The sequence below is a fragment of the Pseudobythopirellula maris genome, from assembly GCF_007859945.1.
GTDB lineage: Bacteria > Planctomycetota > Planctomycetia > Pirellulales > Lacipirellulaceae > Pseudobythopirellula > Pseudobythopirellula maris.
This window is the reverse complement of sequence record NZ_SJPQ01000001.1, coordinates 260990-282969: the sequence shown is the minus strand read 5'-3', so window position 1 is coordinate 282969 and position 21980 is coordinate 260990. Positions and strand designations below refer to the sequence as shown.

Below are 21980 nucleotides of genomic sequence, written 5' to 3'. Positions count from 1 at the left end.
CAAGGAAGCACCGTCCCTCGTCAATCGCCACGTTCGCGTCCGGCTTGGCAATCTCGCAATCGTTTGAGCCATCTTTACGCGCTTGACAATAAAGAGGGCGGGAATGGCGCCGAAGTAGGCACGATTCCCGCCCCATGTTGAGGTCAACGAAGCGGAGGCAGCAAAGCCTAGCGGCGACGGCGCCGTACGGTTAGCGCCACACCGCTCAGGCCAAGCAGCGCAACGGTGCTCGGTTCGGGAGTGAGAACCAAGTTTGCTCCTTCTAAGCCTGTGAGTGGGTTGAATGGATCTAGGACATGTTCCCGAGTGTTGATGCGGAACGTCCCGGTGCTGTCAACACCACCAATAAGGAAATTCGCATGGTCCCCTGGAGCCAAGCTTTGCAGGTAACTAATGAGGGTGCCCTCGGCAGCTTCAGCTGGTCCGCTATTGTCCAGCATTGCTTGGGTGAGATGAAAGAAATTGTTCGCACCCGGATCGGAACCGAAGAATTCGAGAACGTTGAACGTACCAAGAAATGTGGTGGTTGCGTCGTCCACGCCTTGGGTGGAGCGGTCGAAATCCTTTAACATGCCGGGAATATCGCCATAGTCGGTAGTATCAAGATCTTCCCAGGTATTCAGGTTAGCCGCTCCCGAATTAACACCCCACAGACGTTGGTCTTTACCGTTATTGCTTGAAGAGCGAGCCAGGTTAATTTGGAGATAAGCACCTGGCTTAGAACTCAAGTCGGCGGCAGAGGTATCGAACCGCAGGGCAATGATATCGTTGTCCGAGTCACTGAGAGGATCGCCCGGATCGGCAGCGGCGAATCGCGAGTTTATGTCGTCGTCATCGCCGTCGACGTCGTAGCGTGTGTTGGTGGCATTTGGCGGATCGACATTGGTATCAAAGACCTCCCTGACTTCTGCGTCAGCAGCTACGTCGATCAACTCCAACTCAGCGTGAGCTGTCGTAACAGCGAGAGTCAGCACGACCGCAATGGTCGTAGCTGGAAAAACAAAGATAGTGCGCATCATGAGAACCCCTCACTTGCAAGAAAAGACTAAAAGAGAAAAGACGTGGGTGTGTCTCGTGCGATAGTGCTCCTTAGTTGGAGGAGAAGTAAACGCGGCGAGACTTGTGCATCGTTGGGCCCCCCGCAGCAAGCTACGCGTCGACCGCCGACAAGCCACTCCACGGTTGCTTGTCTAACACGGTTGCTAGCCTAAGCGGTTGGGGGTAACGAATCAAGCGAATTGCGGCCGGTAAACACGTCACCGGTCCTGGCATATCGCATCTTCTGAGTACGCCACTGCCGGGATCCTCAGCAGCTATCCCGGTATGCTAAGGCCCGTCGAATAGGTGAGCATGCACCAGCCTCGAAAGGCTATGAGGGGCGTTCGATCCGGTGCGCCTTTCGGTAGTCTCGAGGTGAGCATTTACAGGCGGCCTTGAAAGCCTCATTGAAACGGCTGAGGCTTTGAAATCCAGCCTCCAATGCAATGCCCAGGATTCGCTCGTCGGTCGTCACGAGCATCCGTTGCGCGTGCGAAATACGATGCTGGGTGATGAAGCTCGTCATCGTCATGCCGAACGCTTCTTGAAACAGGTTCATCGCGTAGTTTTGGTGAACGCCGACTGCCTCGGCGATCGAGCTTGCCGTTAGCGGTCCTTGATAGTTCTTTGTGATATGGCACGCCAATTCGTCTGCCCGCGAAAGCTTTGCCGAGGGCGGTGAGCCCCCGTGAGTGCTAGCCACGTCTCGGGCGACGCGGAGCAGCCGAGCCTGGACTTCTAAGCACACAGCATACTCGCTACTTTGATGTCCGCTCTCGATGTCTCGCTCCCACTGACCGAACTTACTCGGATCCAATGGGTCTGCGGCGACATCCAGCAGTTCGCCATGCAAGATTCGGGTGACCACGCTGCGTTCTAAGCCCAAGTCGAGGAAGTTGCTTAGAGGCAGCGTTACAACAAAGTATGGCGCCGCCCCTTCGAAGCCTACAATCTGGTGCGGGATTGCGGCCCAGAACACTGCGAGCCGCCCCGACTCGACGACAACTCTTCGGCCACCCAATAGGTATGAGATAGATCCCGAGTGGACCAGATTTATCTCAATCTCGTTGTGCCGGTCCGGCCTCGGCATGCGAGTAGGCGACCATTTCTCGCACGTGATACCGTAGGGCGAGAAGTCCGGGCGACTGCTATCGAAGCGCCTCATTGGCATTAGTCTGCCGTGACTTTGTGTGACTTTTCCGCAGGAAGTGCGGCTACGATAAGGCTACTCTTGTATCAATGTAGTGCGCCTTCTAGTTTGTCAAGAGGGAGCGTTGCTGTGGCGCAAAGCCGCAGTCAGTCGGTAGAACCAGCCGCAGAAACAGCCACCATGGATATGGAGATGGAGAGCGCTGGCGGAGTGCGAGCGATCCCTTTGTGAATACTAGAGCCCGCCTTGAACTACCGACGGGAAATGGACCCTAGCGGCGCGGCGTGTGAGCCGGCGCCGGTGTGTTTTGGGCTGGCCGCAGCTGAAGGCGCGCTTGGGCCCACTTTCCCCGCCTTAGGGTTCCGGTGATTCTGGGTTACGAGAGGGGGAGGCTCGGCGGTCCGGGGAGGTATCCAGTACACGGAGTGAGTTGCCGCGTGTTCGCTATTCAGCGACAATTGGATTGTCGAGCGTAGCGAAGTTCACGACGGTGGCCTGAGCGAGTCGCCCCGCTCGTGCTCATCTTATTCCTTTTCTATTCGTGGAGGTCGGCGTCATGTCAGTTCAAAGAATGAACGCCCCACGGGGATTCACCCTTGTGGAATTGTTGGTGGTCATCGCCATTATCGGGATACTCGTCGCTCTGCTGCTGCCGGCTGTGCAAGCGGCTCGTGAAGCCGCGAGGCGTATGGAGTGCGGCAACCACCTGAAGCAGATAGGCTTAGCGATTCACAACTACGAGTCCGCTCACGGAGCTTTTCCTGCGGGGAGCAAGGCGATTCGTGGTAGTTCTTTGGGTCCCTACACAAGCACCTGGACGATCGAAATTCTGCCCTTCATTGAAGAGCAAACTCTGTTCGACACCTGGGTGCGAGTGAGCCCGAGCGGAAGCATCGTGGAGACTTGGGAGCCTGCGAACAAGCAACTACGCGAGACCATCGTGTCCGCCTACCTCTGCCCCAGTGACCTGGAAACGCGCGAACTCGTGGTTCCGTGGAAAGGGAACGCCGATTACAACAAGGCCCAATATGCCAGGGGGTCGTACAAGGGGTGCGAGGGCATGGTTGTGGGCAACCTTCGGCCCGATGGTACCTGGGGGAAGGCAAGCCACATCTACTGGGACGATCCCCGGTCAGCACGAAAGATTGCGGAAGCGACCATGCCGAATTGGAGCCGCGGCGCACTGCCCTTTGTTCCGGATGATGCTTGGCAGGACGCCAGCGGGCACCGGAAGCTGCCCGACCCAAGCATGAAACGAATTCTCGATGGCACATCGAAGACCTACCTTGTAGGCGAGTACGCCTCGATCAGCGACCTCGGCAAAGGCTACGAAGTGCTTTGGGCGTATGAACACGAATCGTCCAATCAGTCGGCTACCTCCATCGAGCCGAGGACCTTGATCGCTGACCACGCCAGGTGCGTTGAAGCCGGCGGCAGGTACAACGATTGCAAACGGGCCTGGGGGAGCATGCACGCTGCGGGCACGATCAACTTCGTGTATTGCGACGCGTCGGTTCGCAGCGTGACCACAGACGTGGACATGTTGATTCACGCTGACCGTGGGACAATCGCTAGTGAGGGAGCGAACATGTTTGATCTCCCTGCGTTCTGACGGGATCCGGAGCGGTGAGCGCACCCGAGAGCACCGCGCCGCCGCGGTAATTGTCGATGTTGTCGCGCCAGCCGATGCCGGGCAGGTTCCCCGCCTGGTGAAATTGCGGCCCTGCTATCTGGTGCGAGTGACACCCTGGCATGGAAAACATACAAGCGAACGAAAGCTACGAATGGTTCAGATAGGCGGTTGTGCGATGTCGCTCGGTTTCGGCGTCGTGTTGTGCTTAGCGGTCGCGGGGTGCGACTCAAGGCCGTATTCCCTGGCGCCGGTCAGTGGAACGGTGACCCTTAATGGCAAACCCGTACCGAGGACTCTGGTCAAGTTCGTTCCAATGACCGTCGACGGCAAGACGCCTGGTCCGGTGTCTACAGGGCGTTGCGATGGGGACGGCCACTACTCACTGACGACGTTGGACGGTGGTCGCGGCGCTGTCGTCGGTAAACACCGGGTCAGTATTTTCTCGGACAGCCCGGCGGTCGCGCCCCCGCCAGACGCGGAACCGACGGTAGAACTGTTTCCATCTCAATACAACGTTTTGACAAAGCTTAGAGCCGAGGTGCCGGAGTCTGGCTTGGAGGACGCGGACTTTGAGGTAACTACCAGGTGAGTCCAACGGCAGCACACGCAAAGTATCCGGCTGCCAACACTCCGTTGTTAAGGAGTGGCATGCAGTTGGCGAGCAAAGGTCCAAGGCGTGACGCCCTGGGGTGCGTCACGCGCGTGGAGATCTCGCGTTCGGCTCCGCTGGAGTTCTGGCGACGCCGTGGCTGCGCCGTTACTCTGACGTATGCATATCGGACTTCCCAAGAGCGTGCGTTGTCGAAGCACATCGTCAGGCGTTGCGTTGATCGCCGATCTCGAAGGCGCTCTACACCGAACGCGCAGGTGGTGATCGAGCGCGCGTTGTGCACGTGCGTGCTGCTAGGGCTTTGGAAGCCGGCTATACGGCCGGAGGCGCGACCGCGGGGCGCCTACCGACGCAACACTACCGGTGAGCCATCGCGAAACCACAGCGTGAAGTTGTTCTCGCTGTCGGCTGCTGCTAAGGGATTCACAGCCTTTTGCAGCTTCTTATGGGTAGTATCCCCTGCAAGCCTGACAGGCCTGCGATGAGCCGGCGCACAGTTTTAACGTATTCTCTTTCATGAGCGAATCGATGGGTGTGAGACAGGTAGCGAAGCTGTGCTTAGTGGTGTTGTTGAGCCTGCCGGCCTCGGCCGCTGAAAAGCCCCGGGTCTTCGTGCTCACTGACATCGAGAATGAGCCGGACGATGCCCAGTCGATGGTGCGGTTCCTCGCGTACGCGGACCAGTTTGACGTAGAGGGTCTCGCTGCGACGACCTCGGTTGACCAAAAGAATAAGACGGCCGCGTGGCGCATCAGGGAGATTGTCGAAGCCTACGGAAAGGTTCAGCCAAACCTGCTGTTGCACGCACCGGACTTTCCGGCGGCCGACGAACTGCTACCCGTCGTTCAAGAGGGGCTTCCCACTTACGGAATGAATGCCGTAGGTGAAGGCAAAGACTTGCCGGCATCAGAGATGCAAATCGAAACCGTGGTCGCCGATTCGCGGACGATTTGGGTCACCGTCTGGGGCGGACCCAACGTCTTGGCTCAAGCGCTTTGGAAGGTGCGCGAGACGCGATCCAAAGAAGAGTTGGAAGACTTCGTCGCCAAGCTTCGCGATTACACGATATCGGACCAGGACGACAGCGGCCCGTGGATCCGCAAGAACTTCCCACAGCTGTCCTATATTTGCAGTCCCGGCTTTCATGTGGGCGGCGCGTCATGCCGCCTGGGACGGTCACTATATATTCTATTCTCGCGGTGACAGACGATTGTTCGCCGCCGCTTACACGATACCAGCGCGTTATCGTGGACGTGCAGAACTAATACTGAGGACCGATAGATGATACACCTCCTTCGATGCAGCACACTCGTCCTTGCGAGCCTAGTCGTTTGTGGCGCTAGCTCTACCTGCAATGCGCAGCCACGTTTCCACCGGAACCTCCTGAGAAATGACACCGAGTGGTTCCGCTCAGAAGAAGCCAAAGCCATCGCGGACAGTGTGCTAGAGTATCAATCGCCCCAAGGCGGCTGGCCGAAGAGCACTGATCTGAGCAAGTCGCCCCGTACACCGGACGACATCCCGCAACCAGGAAGCGGGCGTGCGAACAGCCTCGACAACGAGGCAACCACGTTGCCCTTGCGGTTTCTGGCCCGCGCCGTCAACGCGACGGGGGAAGCCAAGTATCGAGATGCTTTCGAGCACGGCATCGAGTATCTGCTCAATGCTCAGTATCCCACCGGGGGTTGGCCCCAGTTCTGGCCGTTGCGTGACGGCTATTATTCGCGCATTACCTTCAACGATGGCGCAATGATCCGCGCGATGACGGTTTTGCGTGACGTTGCCAAAGGAGAACCTCCTTACGACTTTGTAGACGGCGAACTGCGTTCCAGAGCAGCGGCGGCGGTAGAAAGGGGCGTCGATTGCATTCTCGCGGCGCAGATCGAGCAGAACGGCAACCTTACCGCTTGGTGTGCGCAATACGATGAGGAAACACTCAAACCGGCGTGGGGTCGGGCATACGAGCCACCGTCCCTCTCCGGCGACGAGAGCGTCGACATCGTGCGATTCTTAATGTCCATCGAAGAGCCGAGGCCGGAAATCATCGCGGCGATCGAAGGCGCCACCGAATGGTTCAGAAAGGTCGCCATCCATGGTTACCGGTTTGAGGAGTTTGAGGACGAGAACGGAGAGAGGGATCGACGGATTGTGGCTGATGCCGAGGCTCCGCCCCTTTGGGCAAGGTTCTACGAGCTTGTAACGAATCGTCCGCTGTTCCTTGGGCGCGATTCCGTTTATCGGTACGAGGTCGTAGAGATCGAACTAGAGCGTCGAGCAAAATACGACTACTACGGCGACTGGGCTCAAGATCTGCTCGCCGAACACTATTCAGCGTGGAGCTCACGACACGACGTGGCGAGCTCAGGCGGGCCCGACGGCGGCGGCATTTGAATCACGTCTCGACAGAGAAACGGGGACTCCGCTTCCCATTCCCTTCAGACCATGGTCGCTTCCGATCAGGGGGAGGCGACGACAAGCCCCGATCGGCCCGCCACGGGCATGACCTAGTAGATCGACTGCGCCTTATGGCGACGATATTGAACGCAACGCCTCTCTTATAGCGACACGTCACCAGTTGCTCTGCTGTTCACTAGGTCACCGTAGTAGAGCTACGAACGATGATCAGATCAGCGCCCTCCATGTCGTGCGGGAACGCACGCCAAGTGCAGCCGTTGCAGGTGGGGGAGTACGGTGACGTAGCGGTTCGCATTGAGGTTCTCACGCTTGGCGTGTTTCGGCGGTCGGCCGTCGGCCGCGTCAAGTGGTATCCACGGCTCGATGCGTTTCTACTGCGCGTCCTTCAGGTAGGTCAGGTAGGGCTTCCTGCTCAAGCACAACGCGATAGCGCACTCGAACCGGGCCTCAATTAGCGGTTATTGAAAGCCTCTTAGCATAGGGCCCAGATCTGGCAAACGACATAAATGCCGTGCACCTTGGACAATAGGAAAATATCATGAAACGAACCCTACGGATATGCTGGTGCCTCCTGCTAGCAAGCATACCCGCCATCGGTGGCACCCTTAAGGCTGCCGAAGGACCGTCTCCGATCCGGCCCTACGCGAAGAATCCATGGTACTGGGAATACCATGGTAAACCCATCTTGTTACGGGGCGGCAGCGATGAAGACAATCCCTTTCAGTGGCCTGAATCAAGGCTTCGCGAGCAATTGAACCTTCTTGCGTCAGTTGGGGGAAACTATCTGAGAAACACGATGTCGTCACGCGACGAAGGGAACGTCTTCGCGTACGACAAGACGGAGAATGGCCTTTACGACTTGGACCGGTGGAACAATGAGTACTGGCGCCGCTTAGACGTCTTGTTGCGAGAGACGGCCAAGCGCGGCATCATCGTCCAGTTAACACTCTGGGACAGCCACGACCTCAGGCGCCCCGACAATCCCTGGCTGGGACGGAACAACGTTACTTACAGCGCAGATGTCGTTGACGATCGTGAAGACTTCTACGGCACGATCGGCGCCAGCAACCAAGCAGGCATGGAGGTCCAGCACAGGTACGTCGACAAACTAATGGCGACATCCTTGGCCTACGATCACGTGCTCTACAATATTGATAACGAGAGCAGTGCGGGTGCTGAATGGGAAAGCTATTGGGGACGATACATCCACGAGGCCGCGAGACAAGCACGCCGCAAAGTCTTTGTTACGACTATGCAGTACGATGCGTCAAACTCGGTACGGGCGGCTATGTCGTATCCTGACGCCTTCGACTACGCAGATATATCGCAGAACAATCAGGATTCACGAGGAGGGAGGGGCCCGGCGCACTACGATAACATCATGAAATGGCGGGAGAAGATGGCGTGTTGGGGGGGAGCCCCTATGCCGCTCAATAATGAGAAAATATACGGCGCGACGGATTCGAGCACGAACTACTCGGCGGGAACAGAGACCGAGGCAGTTAATCGATTCTGGCGTATAGTCTTTGGTGGATGTGCTTCTGCTCGCTTTCACCGCCCCTCTGTTCCCAGGAAGCTCTGGGGGGCAGGCCTGAATGAGCGTGTCCAAACAAATCTCAAGGCGATGGACATGCTATTGTCTGAGTTCGCTCTGTTTTCGGCGGCGCCCCACAACGACCTGTTGTCTCACATCGTGGCAGCCGCCCCGAGCACGGTGGAGGCTTATGTGCTGGCGGACATAGGGCGACAGTACGCCGTGTATTTCCCTAGGGGGCGCTATAAGATTGGCCTGGATCCCTGGGTGTACGTGAAGAAGGCCCATCTCAGATGGCTTGATGTCGAAAATCTAGAATGGACGGAACCAGAGCTTGTTGAGGTCAAGTGGAACGGAGGCCCTCGTGATTGGGGGGATCGAGGGTGCATAACATTAGCAACACCGGGCAATTCATCTTACGTGGCGTTGATAACGGTCGCCGGGGATGGAACGCTACCGGCTGCCGAGGTTGGGGCGTGGTCTCAGAACTAGGCCGACGTCACGCATGGATGTGCAGGCCCTAGAGAGGAGGTGCGGCAAGTTCGCGATCGGAATTGGGCACAAAAACCTTGCAACGTTGTCGGGGATAGATGCCCGTTTCCGGGGAAAGGCAATTAGCAGGATAGCGCAAGGGGAGGGCCAGGCCGAGGCGTTACTGGCCTTCCCCCCTCGAATCGAGCCATTCTGAATGAGAGAATCCCGCCCGGGCGGTTTCCCGGACAGGAGGTTCTTTCGATGAAGTTGCCCTTGCCGAACCGCGCCGGGAGATCCTCCCAAGGCACGCCCGTCTTCAGCACGTACAGAACGGCATCCACAAAGAGACGGTTGTTCTCGCCCGAACGCCCCGGGTCGCCTTCCTTGCCTGGCAGCAGGTCGCGGATCGCTTCCCACTGCTCCTGTGTCAACGCGTGTCCCTTCGCCATAAAAGTCCTCCTTGAACTGCATGAAGACTCCCAAATCCATCAGAATCACGCGAGATTAATGTCCACGCTGCCTAGTCACATTGGATTGGTGTCCTATCGATATCATCGCCGTTGAAATTGGTTTTCCTGGCCAATGCATTAGAGATTCTCAGGCAAGTTCGTAAGGCACACAGAGCACTAATAGATGCAGGACTGGTTTCCCGCGTTTTCCTCAGTTTGAGGAACCTTCTCAACTGGCTTACTAGGTCGTCTTGCTCAATAATTTGCGGCTGTTGACGCGAGGGCATCGACTCTTTATCCGGAGCACTGCCGAAAGGAGCCGGCCCCCAAGTGACGGTGCTGGCTAGCGTATCGACGCAAAGGGTCGCGCCGTGTTCGTGCATCCACAGTCGTCGCTCAGGTGTGGGGCATATTCGGCTCGCGCTGAGCATGGCAATCTGCCCCGCAGGAAAGACCAGTCTGGCGCAAGCCTCGTCGGTTGAGTCGGAGAGCAATCTCGCGCCGATGGCCTCGATGCTACAGGGCTCTTCGCGCAACACCGATTGGACGATGTGAACATCGTGAATCATGAGATCGACGACCACGTCGACGTCGGTGTTGCGGCCACTAAATCCGCAAAACCTGCGGCCAGCAAAGTAAGTGGGGGCGTCCACCAAATCTACAGCCGCCTGTACGGCGGGATTCCACCACTCTTGATGACCGACGTACAGACAGCGGCCCAACTCTTCGGCTGCGGAAACCATGGCCTGGGCGGCGACCATCGAGCTGGCGATTGGTTTCTCGACGAGTGTGTCGAGCCCTGCACGCATCGCGGCTAACGCCACGTCGCAGTGGCTTGTCGCGGGGGTAGCCACAACCACGGCATCGGCTTCCTCGAAAGCCCTCTCTGGATCGCAGCAGCCGATCGCCCCATACGGGAGAGCAAGATCGCGTGCACGCGATCTGTTTCTGTCAGCCACAGCCGTGAGTTCCAGGCCCTCGTCACTCATCCTCGCAATCTTCTCGGCGTACAGTCGGCCCATGTGGCCGGCGCCAACAATCGCAAACCGTACTATCGGAGTGTTGATCACCGGCCTTGTAGCTCTTCGGCCACTCCCATCGAGAGTCGTTCGACAGGTTTTGCTCTGTAATATCCACGGACCGCTTCGATAACAGAATCGACTTGCGAAGAAGTTAGGGCGGGATGATTCGGTAAGGACAGAACACTCCGTGTCGCACTCTCAGCAACGGGGACCCCGTCAACAACGTCTGGGCGAGAAGAATGTCTCGCACTGAGCGACAGATTTTTGGTGGCCTGAGTCAAGAGCCTGTCGTAAAAAACTCTCGCCTCGATACCTTGCTGCAGAAGGTGGTCGCGCATGGAGTCGCGGTGCTGTGGTTCCGCCATGATTGTGAACAGGTGATGCGCTGAGACCGTCCCGTTCGGATCCGAGATAGTTCGAAGCGGCAAGCCATGGAGCATCCGATCGTAGCGTGCGGCAATCTCGCGCCGTCGCACGTTCCATCCGTCGAGGCGGCGTAGCTTTACGCTTAGGACTGCCGCTTGGACCGCGTCTAAGCGGCAGTTGTAACCCGTAGCCGCGGGCCGACCGGCAGCATCGCGCCCGTGATTCGCAAGGGAACGGATTCGCTCGGCGAGTTCGGCATCATCGGTCGTTACCGCTCCGCCATCACCGCAAGCCGCCAAGTTCTTGGTAGGGTAAAAACTGAAACACGCCGCGTCGCTGAGCGCCCCCACACGACGGCCTTGGTAAACGGCGCCATGAGCCTGGGCCGCATCCTCAATGACTTTGATTCCGTGTTTCGCGGCGACTTGATTGATGGCTTCCATGTCGGCAGGCAACCCGTACAGATGAACGGGCAAGAGCGCTCGCGTGCGGGCCGTGACGCACGACTCCAGCTTGCTCGCATCGATATTGAGCGTCTGGGGGTCGACATCGACGAAACGGGGATACGCCCCCACGCGTAGAATCGCTTGCAGCGTGGCGACGAAGCTCAGAGGCGTGGTAATCACCTCATCGCCCTCACCTACCCCCAGGGCCCGCAGCGCAAGGAACAGCGCGTCGCTGCCGTTGCTTACCCCAATGCAGTGACCCACTCCGCAGTAGTGAGCAAAATCACGCTCAAACCTCTCAACGTGAGGCCCTCCGATGAAAGACTTCGAATGGAGAACTTCGGCTATGGCGGCGCCGATTGATTCTCCAAGCTCGGAATCGAGCTTGAGCAAGTCGACAAAAGGGACTTTGACCGCCATTCTAAGGATTCTTTGATCGTCTCAAGACTTGTCGTTGGAACAGCACGATCGCTTCAAAGTGAGCCCGGTATAGCTGCGGATTCCGAATAGCCCTCAGACGCAGGAAAGAGTAGGGCAATAACTGCCATCGGCAGTAAACTAGAAGAAAATGCTTGCGTGCTCTCCTTCTACCGTACTCTAATGTAGTAGAAGCCGATGTGTCATAATGTGCCGCGAAATCTGGCGATCTTTTCTACCTGAGCGTGGTTTCCATGACCATGATCGCGTTCGAGCATATAGAACGCGCACTAGTTTTCCAGCAGTAAGTTAGCAATAGGCAGTCGTAGGCGACTCGATCGAAACTCACTGAGCCGAAGCACATGAGAGTTTGCTTAGCGAATCCGTCATGGCGAGTCGACGGAAGGAAAGGGATCCGCGCAGGCTGCCGTGTGCCCAATTCAATTGGAGACGGCCAGCACACCTTCATGCCGTTCCCCTTCACGCTGGCCTACGCCATGGCGATGGTCGAGCGGATCGAAGGAGTCGAGGCGATGATCATCGACGCCATCGCCGAGGACCTCGATCGCGACGAGTACCTCCGCCGGGTCAAAGACTTCGGCCCCGACCTCTTGATCAGCGAGATGTCGACCGAGTCGCACCGCATGGACCTCGAGGTCGCCGAGGCGGCTAAAAGGGAGACCGGCGCCCGCGTGGCGGTTTGCGGTCCGCACGCCTCGGCGGTCGCGAGGGAGTTGCTAGACAACGAGTTTCTCGACTTCGTTCTCGTCGGCGAATACGAGCAGACGACGGTTGACCTCATAGGCTGTCTCCGTGGCGGTGAGTCTTATGAAGGGATGGGGGGTCTTGGGTACCGCACCGCCGATGGCGAGATAGTCGTTGGCGAGAAGCGGCCGCTGATGCCCGAGCTCGACGCGTTGCCCCTCCCGCACCGAGAAACGCTTCCGATGAGCAGCTACAGCGTGGCCGGGTTCCCCGGGCCGGTGCTGTTCATGTACGCCTCGCGTGGGTGCCCCTATCGCTGCACCTTCTGTGTCTGGCCGCAGTGGTTCAAGTCGGGCAGCTACCGGACGCGTTCGCCCGAGTCGGTCATCGACGAGATTGAAGACGCCCAGAAGCGTTTCGGTCCGTTCGGCTCGATCTACTTTGACGACGACACGTTCAACTTGGGCGGCGATCGGATGCGGCAGATGGCCCGGTTGTTTAAGGAGCGGGGCATGAAGCTGCCCTGGGGCTGCAACGCACGCCCCGACCAGTTCAACCCCGAGATGATGCGCGAACTGGCCGAGGCCGGGCTGTTCAACATCCGAATCGGCGTGGAGTCGGCCGACCCCGAGGTGCTCCGTCGCACGAAGAAAGACCTCGACATCTCCAAGGTGCAGCCCTGCATCGACATGGCCCACGACAACGGCGTGAAGGTGCACGTTACCTTTACGATCGGTTTGTCAGGCGAGAGCTGGGACTCGGTCAAGCGGACGGCCGCGTTCGCTAAGTCGATCACGCCCGACAGCATCGCCTTCACCGTCACCACGCCCTTCCCGGGAACCGAGTACTACGATGAGGTGGTGCGCGACGGGTTCCTTGAGACCCGTGACTGGGACCAGTTCAACGTGGTCTCCAACAGCGTTGTGCGAACCGAGACCATGTCGCGTGCCGAGATCCTCAAAGCAGAAAAGTACGTGATGCGGCAGGTGTACTCGTCGCCGCGTTACCTGCTCCGCCGCCTTTCGTACGCGGGAAGTCCTTCGGAGGTGCTCGCCCTGGCTCGCAAGGGAACTAGGTTCCTGATGCGGCGGTTCTAATCTTATCTCGGAGCGTCGTGATGCGGGTCTGCTACTTCAATCCTCCTTGGGAAACCGATGAGCGGTGGGGAATCCGCGCCGGGTGCCGTTTCCCGAACCTCACACGCAAGAACAGCAACGCCTACCTGCCGTTTCCCTTCCTGCTGGCCTACGCCGCGGCCTACGCCGAGGAACAAGGGGCCGAGGTGCTGTGCATCGACGGCATCGCCGAGCGGGCGAGTCCCGCTTCGGTGATCGGGCGGATCGATAGGTTCCGCCCCGACCTTGTAGTGGTTGAAACCTCGACCACGTCGCTCGGCCACGACCTGCGTGTCCTCACGAGCCTCAAAGAGAAGCTGCCCGAGTGCCGCGTCGCGATGTACGGACCGCACGTCGACGTGCGGCCGCAGGACGCCTTGGACTGTGCGGCGGTCGACTTCGTGATCCGCGGCGAGCCGGAACGCACGTCGGTCGAGCTCGCCAAGAAACTCGCCGCCGGCGAGTCGGTTGACACGGTCGCGGGGCTGGTGCTGCGCGAGTCTGCCGGGGGCGAGGGCCTAGCCGTGCTGGGCAGCCACCGGTCGACCGACCGCCGGGCGCTCATCGAGAACCTCGACGAGTTGCCCTACCCCCACCGCGCCACGCTGCCGATGGACCGCTACAACGTCCCCGGCTTCCCGGCGCCGGTGATGTTCATGTATGGCAGCCGGGGCTGCCCCTACAAGTGCAACTTCTGCCTCTGGCCGCAGACGATGCTCAAGGGGAGCTACCGCACAAGGTCGGGCCCGGAGATCGCCGCCGAAATGGACTGGGCCCTCAAGGCGTATCCCAAAACCAAGAGCTTCTTCTTCGACGACGACACGTTCAACCTCGGCAGAACCCGTGTGCTAGAGTTCGCCGACGAGATGAAGCGACGCCGATTGGTCGTGCCGTGGGGCATGAACGCCCGGGCCGACAACTGGGACCGGGAACTCATGGAGCGACTGATCGAGACCGGGCTGTTCACGCTGCGGATCGGCGTGGAGTCAGGAGACCCCGAGGTGCTACGCCGCACGCAGAAAGACATCAATCTCGACCAAGTCCGCGAGACGCTCGAGCTGTCGCACTCGCTGGGGATCAAGAACCACGTGTCGTTCGTCATCGGCATGATCGGCGAGACCGAGGAGTCGGTCTCCAACACGGTGCGCTACATCAAGACGCTGCCGGTCGACTCGGTGCAGTTCTCGGTGGCGATCCCGTTCCCAGGCACGAGCTTCTACGACCACGTCGAGAAGCAGGGCCAGCTGATGACCAAGGACTGGGACAAGTTCAATGGCTTCGAGGACGTGGTCGTGCGGACCGAAACGATGACCTCCGACGACCTTCAACGCGCCGTCACCCGCGCCCGCCGCCAGGTCTACTTCTCGCCGACCTTCATCCGTCGGCGTCTGAGTTATGTGCGGAACTTGCGAGACTTATCTGCTCTCACACGCAAAGCCGCGAGGCTGCTGCAATGGCAATCGAATTGAACATCATTGATGCGACAGGCTCGGGCTGCTCGAGCGGATCGTGCGAAACCGACGTCGCCCCGGCGCCGCTGGCCCCGACGACGGCCAAGGGCCGGCTCGCCGCGCAGCAGTTGGCGGCGATCAACCCCGAGGGGCCGATCGACTGGCGATTCCGCCGCATGCTGAGCCTCACCCCCGCCTACCCCGGCCGCTGGTTCGGCGGCGTGAGGCCGCCGGTCGGCATCAGCTACGTCGAGGAGTTCGTCGCCTCGAGGGGCGTCGACACCGCCGGCATCGACATGAACACCACGCGGCGCAAGAAGGAACTCTTCCGCAAGATCGAGGAGTTCAAGCCGGACGTCGTTGGGGTCACGATGATGACCTACCAGTACATGTCGACTTACGACCTGATCGACGAGCTGAAGGCGCGCTACCCGCACCTGAAGTTCGTGCTCGGCGGGCCGCACGTCAGCGCGCTCGAGGCGGGCGTGCTCGATCAGTGCCAGTCGGTCGACTACGCCATCGCGGGCGAGGGGGAGATCCCCATGCTGCAACTCTGCCAGGGGGCGCCCCCCGAGTCGATCGCCGGTCTCCACTACCGCGACGGCGAGTCGGTCAAGAGCGGGCCGCCGCGCGAGCTCGTCCAGGACCTCGACCAGTTCCCCTACCCCCGCTTCAAGAGCTACGACCTCAGCAAGTACACCAACGAGGTCGAGATCAGCACCAGCCGGGGCTGCCCCCACAAGTGCATCTTCTGCTCGGTCCCCAACATCATGGGCAAGCAGATCCGCTACCGCAGCGCCAAGAGCGTTGGCGACGAGATGGAGCACTTCTACAAGCTCGGGATCCGCTCGTTCCAGTTCGGCGACGACAACTTTCTGGCCAACCGCCACCGCATCAAGGAGCTGATGCACGAGATCGAATCACGCAACTTCGAGGGCGCTGTGCTGCGTTGCGGCCAGGGGATCCGGGCCGACTTGATCAACGAGCAGGTGCTCGTCGCGATGAAACGGGCCGGCTTCAAGCAGCTCGGCATCGGGGTCGAGTCGGGCAGCGACCGCATCATGGCGATCATCTGCAAGCACCTCACCGTCGAGCAGGTCGACAAAGCCGTGGGCCTTGCCTGCGAGCAGGGATTCGACGTCACGCTGCTGTTCGTTTACGGCACCCCGGGCGAGACGCTTGAGGACGTGCAAAAGTCGATCGACTTGGCGAAGAAGCACCCGGTGATGAAGGCGTTCTTCTTCAACCTCGTCCCGTTCCCCGGCACGGCGCTGAGCGACTGGGTCAATGAGAACGCGGCGCTGCTGGGACCGTTCGAACACATGTTCAACCGCGAGGACGAGTGGAAGCTGCGTTCGCAGCCGTTCTTCGAGACGCCCGAGATGCCGACGGCCGACCGCCACAAGGCGCTCAAAATGACCGTCCGCGCGAGCCAAGACATCCAGGTGGCGACCCTCAAACGCAAGCTCAAACGCTTCGGCGTGCTGGGCGACGTCGCGGCCCAGGCGGCCCGTTTCAACACGTTGGAGAGGCTCTTCGTGCGTAACCGAACGTTCCGCCGGTTGCTCGACAGGGTCATGTTTAACTAAGTCATGTTCAACTAGCCTCGCGAGTGCGGCCATGAAATTCACCATGCTGATGCTCGAGATCCGCGGCAACATGCCCGGTTTCTCAGGTCATTACTCGGAGGGGGTGGCGTCGATCGCCTCGGTGATCAAGAGCGCCGGCCACGAGTTCGAGCTGATGCACGTCACCAGGCCGATCGACCCCGACGAGCTGGCCGAGCGTGTGGCGGCCAGCGGGCCAGACGCCATCGGCTACTCGTGCATGACGCACACGTTCCGATACCTCGTGGAATTCGCGGGCGCCATCCGCCGCCGCTTGCCCGACACGCCGTCGATCATGGGAGGCGTCCACGCGATCCTCAACCCCGAGGAAAGCATCAACGTCGACGGGATTTCGGCCGTGAGCCTGGGCGAGGGCGAGGCGGTCATCCTGCCGTTCCTCGATCGCGTCGATCGCGGAGAGAGCTTCGCCGACGTGCCTGGCATCTACGCGAAGGAAGGGGGCGAGATCACCCGCAACCTCGCGGCGCCGTTGATCACGGAGCTTGACTCTCTTCCGGCTCCCGACCGCAGCGTGTTCGACTTCATGAAGCTGGTGAGCACTCGCGAGGGCGTGCTCTACGTCCATTGCTCACGGGGGTGCCCCTACAAGTGCCCGTTCTGCTGCAACGAGGCGATCCGCGATCGGGCGCCCAACGCGCAGAGCTATCTCCGCTACAAGTCGGTCGAGCGGGTGTGCGAAGAGATCAAACAGTCCCTGCGGTACTTCCCTGGCAAGCTGCACGGGATCTACTTCCAGGACGAGATCCTCACGATGAACAAGAAATGGTTCCGGGAATTCGCCGAGGTTTACCCTCAGCGGGTAGGAATCCCATTCAACTGCAACCTGAGGGCCGACCTGGTATCGCTCGATGTGGCCGAACTGCTGCAGCAGGCTGGCTGCAATTCGGTTTCGCTCGGCCTGGAGAGCGGCGTCGAGCGGATCCGCGCCGAGATCGTCGGCAAGCATATTCCTGACGAACAGTGCCACGAGGCGTTCCGCCGGCTGCGCGACCGAGGAATCCAAGTGAACACCTTCTCGATGATCGGATTGCCCGGCGAGACGCCCAAGGACGCCTTGACCACGGTGTTCTTCAACGCCGAATCCAAAATCGACAAGAACATGGTGAGCATCTTCTGCCCCTACCCGGGCACCCCTTTGCACACGCAGGCGTTGGCCAACGGCACGCTGTCGAGCCGCATGCCCGACACTTTCTCCGACGACACGCCGATGAACCAAGAGTGCATCAGCGCCGACCAGATCAAGTTCATCCACGACTACTTTGGCATCATCGTCCGGCTGTACCGCACACGCTGGCCCGGCAAGGCGATCGTCGGCCCGCTCACGCGGTACGTCGAACGCGACGGGTGGTCGCTCAAGGCCTTGGTCTCGGCCAAGCGGGCGCTGAAGAAATCCGTGACGGCGCCCTACCTCTGGTTCGGGCACTACTTGATGAACCGCCAGGCGCAGGTGTTCCGCAAGGGCGCCGTTGAGGTCGACTGCAGCCACCTCTCGGGCCCCGCCGCCATGAAGACCTCCAAGGAGAAACCGTCTTCCGAGCCCACTGCCGGACCGGAAACCGTGGCGCCGCCACCGGCCGAGCCGCAGCCGGTTTCAGTCGGGGCGACCGACCCAATCTTGCCGATCGTCGATCCCGCGATGGCCGTCCGCTCGGTGAGCAAAAACTGATTCGGAATCAGCTGTCGTGGGGCGCACGCTTCGTGAGCGCGTTGCGCCACGAGGGAGGGAGCTCCCGTTCTATTTCAATCGTCAGATCTAGCCGCGGCGGGCCGAGCTCAAGGTCGGCCGCCCAAGCGGCGACGCGACGCAGGCCCTCCGCCAGCTCGACCCCCGGTCCAAGGGCGAAAACCCGCCGGGCCTCTTCGTGGTTCGTCTTCACGTGCGCCGCCTCACGCCTCTCCGGCAGCCGCGTGACGCCCACCCGACAGCCAACCGCGTTCTGGACCATTTCGGCGATTTCGTTGAGGCTGGTCGCTTGATCACTGCCAATGTCGAAGGCCTTACCCCACGCTTCGGGCGCTTCGACGCAGCGGGCGATTGCTGGCGCCACATCATCCACATGCGTGAAATTCCTCGTCTGCTTTCCATCGCCAAAGATGGTGCAGGGCTCGCCAAGAAGAGTCTGCTTAAGAAATATCCCGATGACGTTCCGGAAGGGGTCGGAGAGGTTCTGTCGCTCGCCGTAAACATTGTGGGGGCGGAACACGACATGGCGAAGCCCGAACATCTCTTCCGCCGCCCGCAGGTCCTGCTCCACGGCGAGCTTCGCCACGCCGTAGGGGTCGACCGGTGTGGGTGTCGGCGAGGCGGCTCCATCGGCGCCACTGCCGTACACCGCCGCCGACGAAGTGAAGACGAAGCACTTCACGCCGTGATTGACCGCGGCGTTGATGAGGTTGATGCTCGCCAGCAGGTTGTTCTCGTAATTGAACCGACGGACGAAATGGCTGAGCCCTTCGGCGGCGTATGCCGCTAAGTGATAGACGTGCGCGATCCGATTCTCGGCGAAGACACGCTCGATGAGGACCCGATCGGCTACCGACCCCCTCACGAATTCACAATTCGAGGGCAAGTTGCGGCGGTAGCCGCCGGAGAGATCGTCGAGAACAATCACCCGGCGCCCCTCCCGTACGAGCCGCTCGGCGACATGGCTGCCAAGAAACCCAGCTCCGCCCGTGACGAGTGCGACGCCGCTCATGGTTGCGCCCCCTTGTTCTTGAACCAAGCAACGGTCTCCTCGACGCCTTGCTCGAGCGTGTAGGGCAGGGCCCCCGTGAGCTCGCGGATCGCTTCAATCGACTGGCCGCTGCTGTCGCGTCGCATGTTCTTTAGCCGGAACGAGTGGATGGGAGGGTCGCGGTAACCGAGCAGCTTGAGTGCGTCGCCCGCCAGCGCAGCGGCTCGGACGAGCGCTTCGGGGGCAGCGGGCGGAGGACGGCGGCCCGCTTTCTCGGCGATCATTTGTGACCACTCCCTCAGCGTCGTTGTCTCATCATCGGCGAGAACAATCATGCGTCGATCGACGAACTCGGCCGGCGCCTCCAGCAGCTTGGCCATCTGGAACACAGTGTTCTTAACGTAGCCCATTCGCTTCGGCGGGTCGACGTTGCCCGGATGGAAGTAACGCCCGGCGATCACCCGTTCAAAAAAGCCTCGGAAGGGAACGCCGCACCCGGGGCCCCAGATCGAGCAGGGCCGCATTGTCACGCATACCTTTTCTCGGGAGCCCCACTCACCTACCAGCCGCTCGATCGCACGTTTGCTGTCGGCGTACCGGCGTCCTTCTCCAGCCGCAAATAGGTCCTCGTTGGCGACCACGTGCGACGAGGCGATCAGACAACGCCTCACGAGGGGCTCATCGGCGACGCACCCGATCACGTTGGCCGTTCCGTCAACATTCGTTCGGTAGCCCAGATCGTCGTCGCGGGTCATGAAGTGAGAAGTCGCCGCGAGATGCACCACTTCGTGAGGGTGAAAGTCACGGAACACGGCGGCGAGCGCGTCGCGATCCAGCACGTCGACCATGCGATCGGGCCGGCAGTCGGCCCGATCGCCACGAGACACCGCGAGCACCTCACGTCCGGTACGGGATAGCAGGTCGGTGAGGTGGCTGCCGAGAAAACCTGTGCCCCCGGTCACCAGCGTGCGTGTTTCATCGCCCCGGGCCAGCCGGTCGGCGCCGCCTCGGAGATGGTCTGCGCCGTTCACCCCCATCCTGCGAGTGTCCTGTAGGCGATCATCATCACCATCCGCATCCGAACCCCGGCATAGATCAGCAGATTCACCGGCGCCGAGTACTCCGACGCGAAGTGCTTCTTATGGAAGCGGATCATCGAGTTGTGGAAGTCGCGGACCGCCTGGGCGCGGCGGAACCGCGCGCTGTAGGCGTGGTGGTGCTCGATCACCGCCGAGGCGACGTACCACACCTCCCACTCGGCTCGCTTCGCACGGAGGAACCAGTCGACGTCTTCGCAATAGATGAAGTAGCCCTCGTCGAGCAAGCCGATCTCGTCAAGCATCGCTCGACGGGCGAACATGCAACACCCGGTGCAGGCGTCGACCTGGTGGGTCGCATCGGGGTCGAGGTAGGTCACGTTGTAGCGAGCGAATCGCTTGCTGTCGGGAAACAGCTTGCTGATCCCAGCAGCCCGATAAACGGCGTCCATCGGGGTAGGAATCGACCGTTTAGCGGAGAGCTGAAAAGTGCCGTCTTTGTTCAGCACCTTTGGGCCCGCGAAACCAGCCCGCGGTCGTTCGTCCATAAACCGGACCACTTCTTCGAACGCCCCTGGGTGGACGATCGTGTCGGGATTGAGCAAGCAGACATACTCTCCACTGCTCCGGTGGATCCCGATGTTGTTGCCCCAGGCGAACCCCTTGTTCGCTCCATTGCGGAGCACCTCGATTCGGTCGCCCCATTTCTTCTCCGCCAGCCCTAGACTCTCGTCGGTGCTCTGATTGTCCGGAACAATGACCTCCACAGGCCAAGGGAAAGGTTCGGCGAACAAGCTGTCGAGGCAATCAACGAGCATCGTGCCGGAGTTGTGATTCAACACAACGACCGATAGTTTGACCGAGGGCTCATTCATGTACGCAGCCGCTTACTTGCGTGAGTGCTTCGGCATCGGATAGACGTTGTCGAACTGGAGCACAGCGAAAGGCGTGCGCAGCAGGATCATGAGGTCGAGCCAGAGGCTCCATCGACTCACGTACACAACGTCGAGTTCGAGCCTTTCCGCCCAACTCAAAGCGTTCCGTCCACTCACCTGAGTGAGACCCGTGACGCCCGGTTTAACCTGGTACCTTTCACCGTAATCTTGGTCCGCCTCGACCGACTCCCATTCCACCAAGGGCCTGGGACCAACGAGGCTCATGTCCCCAAGCACAACATTGAACAACTGCGGAAACTCGTCGAGGCTCGTCTTGCGAAGGACCCCCCCGACCTTGGTAATCCTAGGGTCGGTCTCAACCGTTTCGTAGCGTTCGCAAGGGTCTGGATTTCCGGTCTTTAACGTCCTGAACTTGTAGATCGTAAACGGCTTGCGCCGCAGCCCCCACCGCGATTGCGTGTAAAACACCGGGCCCCCCGAATCAGCCCAGATCAAGAAAGCAACCAGCGTCATCACCGGCATGAACACGAAAAGTAGACCAATCGAAACCCCGAGATCGATCAACCTTTTCATCGCAAACGAGAGACGTCTTTCCAATGGTTGAACCCGCAGCGCATGGCTCAGTGCATCGGAGACCAGCACCTCTTCACCGCCCCCATCGCGTAAGGAAGTCTCGATATTCAAGAGCGCACCCGTGACCTTGATCAAACACTCAATTAAAGAAGGACATCGACGTTTGGGGCAACGCTCATCCAGTGCAGAGTGTCCCAGCCACGCCAATCCGGTCGGCGCATTTCCACATCATCGATTGTACTCCACGCCTTGCTGCGTCACCAACAACTCGACCAAATAGCCGCTTAGTATGGGCATGCTCGTAGAGAGCGGAGAATTCCACCGCGGACGCTGAAGTGCGATAGTT

General features: G+C 60.0%; 17 protein-coding genes and 1 pseudogene. 8 read left to right on the top strand and 10 right to left on the bottom strand.

Annotation, left to right across the window (positions count from 1 at the left end):
- Positions 1-167: 167 nt before the first annotated feature.
- The 3 genes and pseudogenes from Mal64_RS01045 to Mal64_RS20040 all read right to left on the bottom strand — a co-directional run.
- Entirely contained in the window at positions 168-1016 is an 849-nt protein-coding gene (locus Mal64_RS01045; RefSeq protein WP_197525318.1) for a PEP-CTERM sorting domain-containing protein, read from the bottom strand.
- Between the two features lie 353 nt (positions 1017-1369).
- On the bottom strand, positions 1370-1855 hold the full coding sequence (locus Mal64_RS20265; protein ID WP_391570409.1) for a helix-turn-helix domain-containing protein: 486 nt from the start codon (positions 1853-1855) through the stop codon (positions 1370-1372).
- Positions 1856-1957: 102 nt separating this feature from the next.
- Positions 1958-2128, bottom strand: a pseudogene (locus Mal64_RS20040) (helix-turn-helix domain-containing protein); the annotation flags it as partial.
- Between the two features lie 631 nt (positions 2129-2759).
- On the opposite strand from Mal64_RS20040, the gene Mal64_RS01035 reads away from it, so the two are divergent.
- The 4 genes from Mal64_RS01035 to Mal64_RS01020 all read left to right on the top strand — a co-directional run bounded on the left by Mal64_RS01035 (position 2760) and on the right by Mal64_RS01020 (position 8872).
- Entirely contained in the window at positions 2760-3800 is a 1041-nt protein-coding gene (locus Mal64_RS01035) for a DUF1559 family PulG-like putative transporter (protein WP_449301091.1), read from the top strand.
- Between the two features lie 1147 nt (positions 3801-4947).
- Positions 4948-5634: a DUF1593 domain-containing protein gene (locus tag Mal64_RS01030; protein WP_231993545.1), complete on the top strand. Its 687-nt coding sequence runs from the start codon at positions 4948-4950 to the stop codon at positions 5632-5634.
- A gap of 237 nt (positions 5635-5871) precedes the next feature.
- The gene (gene pelA, locus Mal64_RS01025) at positions 5872-6822 is read left to right on the top strand and encodes a pectate lyase (protein ID WP_197525316.1); all 951 of its coding nucleotides are present in this window, start codon (positions 5872-5874) and stop codon (positions 6820-6822) included.
- A 562-nt stretch (positions 6823-7384) separates the two neighbouring features.
- On the top strand, positions 7385-8872 hold the full coding sequence (locus tag Mal64_RS01020) for a hypothetical protein (RefSeq protein ID WP_146395837.1): 1488 nt from the start codon (positions 7385-7387) through the stop codon (positions 8870-8872).
- 122 nt (positions 8873-8994) lie between these two features.
- Here Mal64_RS01020 and Mal64_RS20260 read toward each other — a convergent pair whose 3' ends face one another.
- The 3 genes from Mal64_RS20260 to Mal64_RS01005 form a co-directional block, all read right to left on the bottom strand.
- Positions 8995-9303 carry a transposase gene (locus tag Mal64_RS20260; RefSeq protein WP_146395835.1) on the bottom strand — a complete coding sequence of 103 codons (309 nt, stop codon included), beginning with the start codon at positions 9301-9303 and terminating at the stop codon, positions 8995-8997.
- A 71-nt stretch (positions 9304-9374) separates the two neighbouring features.
- Positions 9375-10373 (bottom strand): Gfo/Idh/MocA family protein, encoded by a 999-nt coding sequence (locus Mal64_RS01010; RefSeq protein WP_261342157.1) that lies wholly within the window; start codon positions 10371-10373, stop codon positions 9375-9377.
- A complete protein-coding gene (locus tag Mal64_RS01005; RefSeq protein WP_146395831.1) occupies positions 10370-11557 on the bottom strand; it encodes a DegT/DnrJ/EryC1/StrS family aminotransferase in 1188 nt (395 codons plus the stop codon). The genes Mal64_RS01010 and Mal64_RS01005 overlap by 4 nt, the downstream gene beginning before the upstream one ends.
- Before the next feature lie 428 nt (positions 11558-11985).
- Between Mal64_RS01005 and Mal64_RS01000 the strand changes: the two genes are divergently transcribed.
- From Mal64_RS01000 to Mal64_RS00985, 4 genes are read left to right on the top strand one after another with little or no spacing between them, the layout of a single operon-like run.
- On the top strand, positions 11986-13356 hold the full coding sequence (locus Mal64_RS01000; protein WP_197525315.1) for a B12-binding domain-containing radical SAM protein: 1371 nt from the start codon (positions 11986-11988) through the stop codon (positions 13354-13356).
- Positions 13357-13376: 20 nt separating this feature from the next.
- Positions 13377-14843: a B12-binding domain-containing radical SAM protein gene (locus tag Mal64_RS00995; RefSeq protein WP_146395827.1), complete on the top strand. Its 1467-nt coding sequence runs from the start codon at positions 13377-13379 to the stop codon at positions 14841-14843.
- Complete coding sequence (locus Mal64_RS00990; RefSeq protein WP_146395826.1) at positions 14828-16414, top strand: B12-binding domain-containing radical SAM protein; 1587 nt, start codon at positions 14828-14830, stop codon at positions 16412-16414. Before Mal64_RS00995 ends, Mal64_RS00990 begins: the two co-directional genes overlap by 16 nt.
- A gap of 31 nt (positions 16415-16445) precedes the next feature.
- On the top strand, positions 16446-18119 hold the full coding sequence (locus tag Mal64_RS00985) for a B12-binding domain-containing radical SAM protein (RefSeq protein ID WP_146395824.1): 1674 nt from the start codon (positions 16446-16448) through the stop codon (positions 18117-18119).
- Positions 18120-18126: 7 nt separating this feature from the next.
- On the opposite strand, the gene Mal64_RS00980 is transcribed toward Mal64_RS00985, so the two are convergent.
- From Mal64_RS00980 to Mal64_RS00965, 4 genes are read right to left on the bottom strand one after another with little or no spacing between them, the layout of a single operon-like run.
- Positions 18127-19149 (bottom strand): NAD-dependent epimerase/dehydratase family protein, encoded by a 1023-nt coding sequence (locus tag Mal64_RS00980; protein WP_146395822.1) that lies wholly within the window; start codon positions 19147-19149, stop codon positions 18127-18129.
- Positions 19146-20159 carry an NAD-dependent epimerase/dehydratase family protein gene (locus tag Mal64_RS00975; RefSeq protein ID WP_197525314.1) on the bottom strand — a complete coding sequence of 338 codons (1014 nt, stop codon included), beginning with the start codon at positions 20157-20159 and terminating at the stop codon, positions 19146-19148. The genes Mal64_RS00980 and Mal64_RS00975 overlap by 4 nt, the downstream gene beginning before the upstream one ends.
- Positions 20156-21040 (bottom strand): glycosyltransferase family 2 protein, encoded by an 885-nt coding sequence (locus Mal64_RS00970; RefSeq protein ID WP_146395818.1) that lies wholly within the window; start codon positions 21038-21040, stop codon positions 20156-20158. The genes Mal64_RS00975 and Mal64_RS00970 overlap by 4 nt, the downstream gene beginning before the upstream one ends.
- Before the next feature lie 12 nt (positions 21041-21052).
- Positions 21053-21769, bottom strand: a complete 717-nt coding sequence (locus tag Mal64_RS00965; protein ID WP_146395816.1) for a sugar transferase — start codon at positions 21767-21769, stop codon at positions 21053-21055.
- Positions 21770-21980 lie beyond the last annotated feature (211 nt).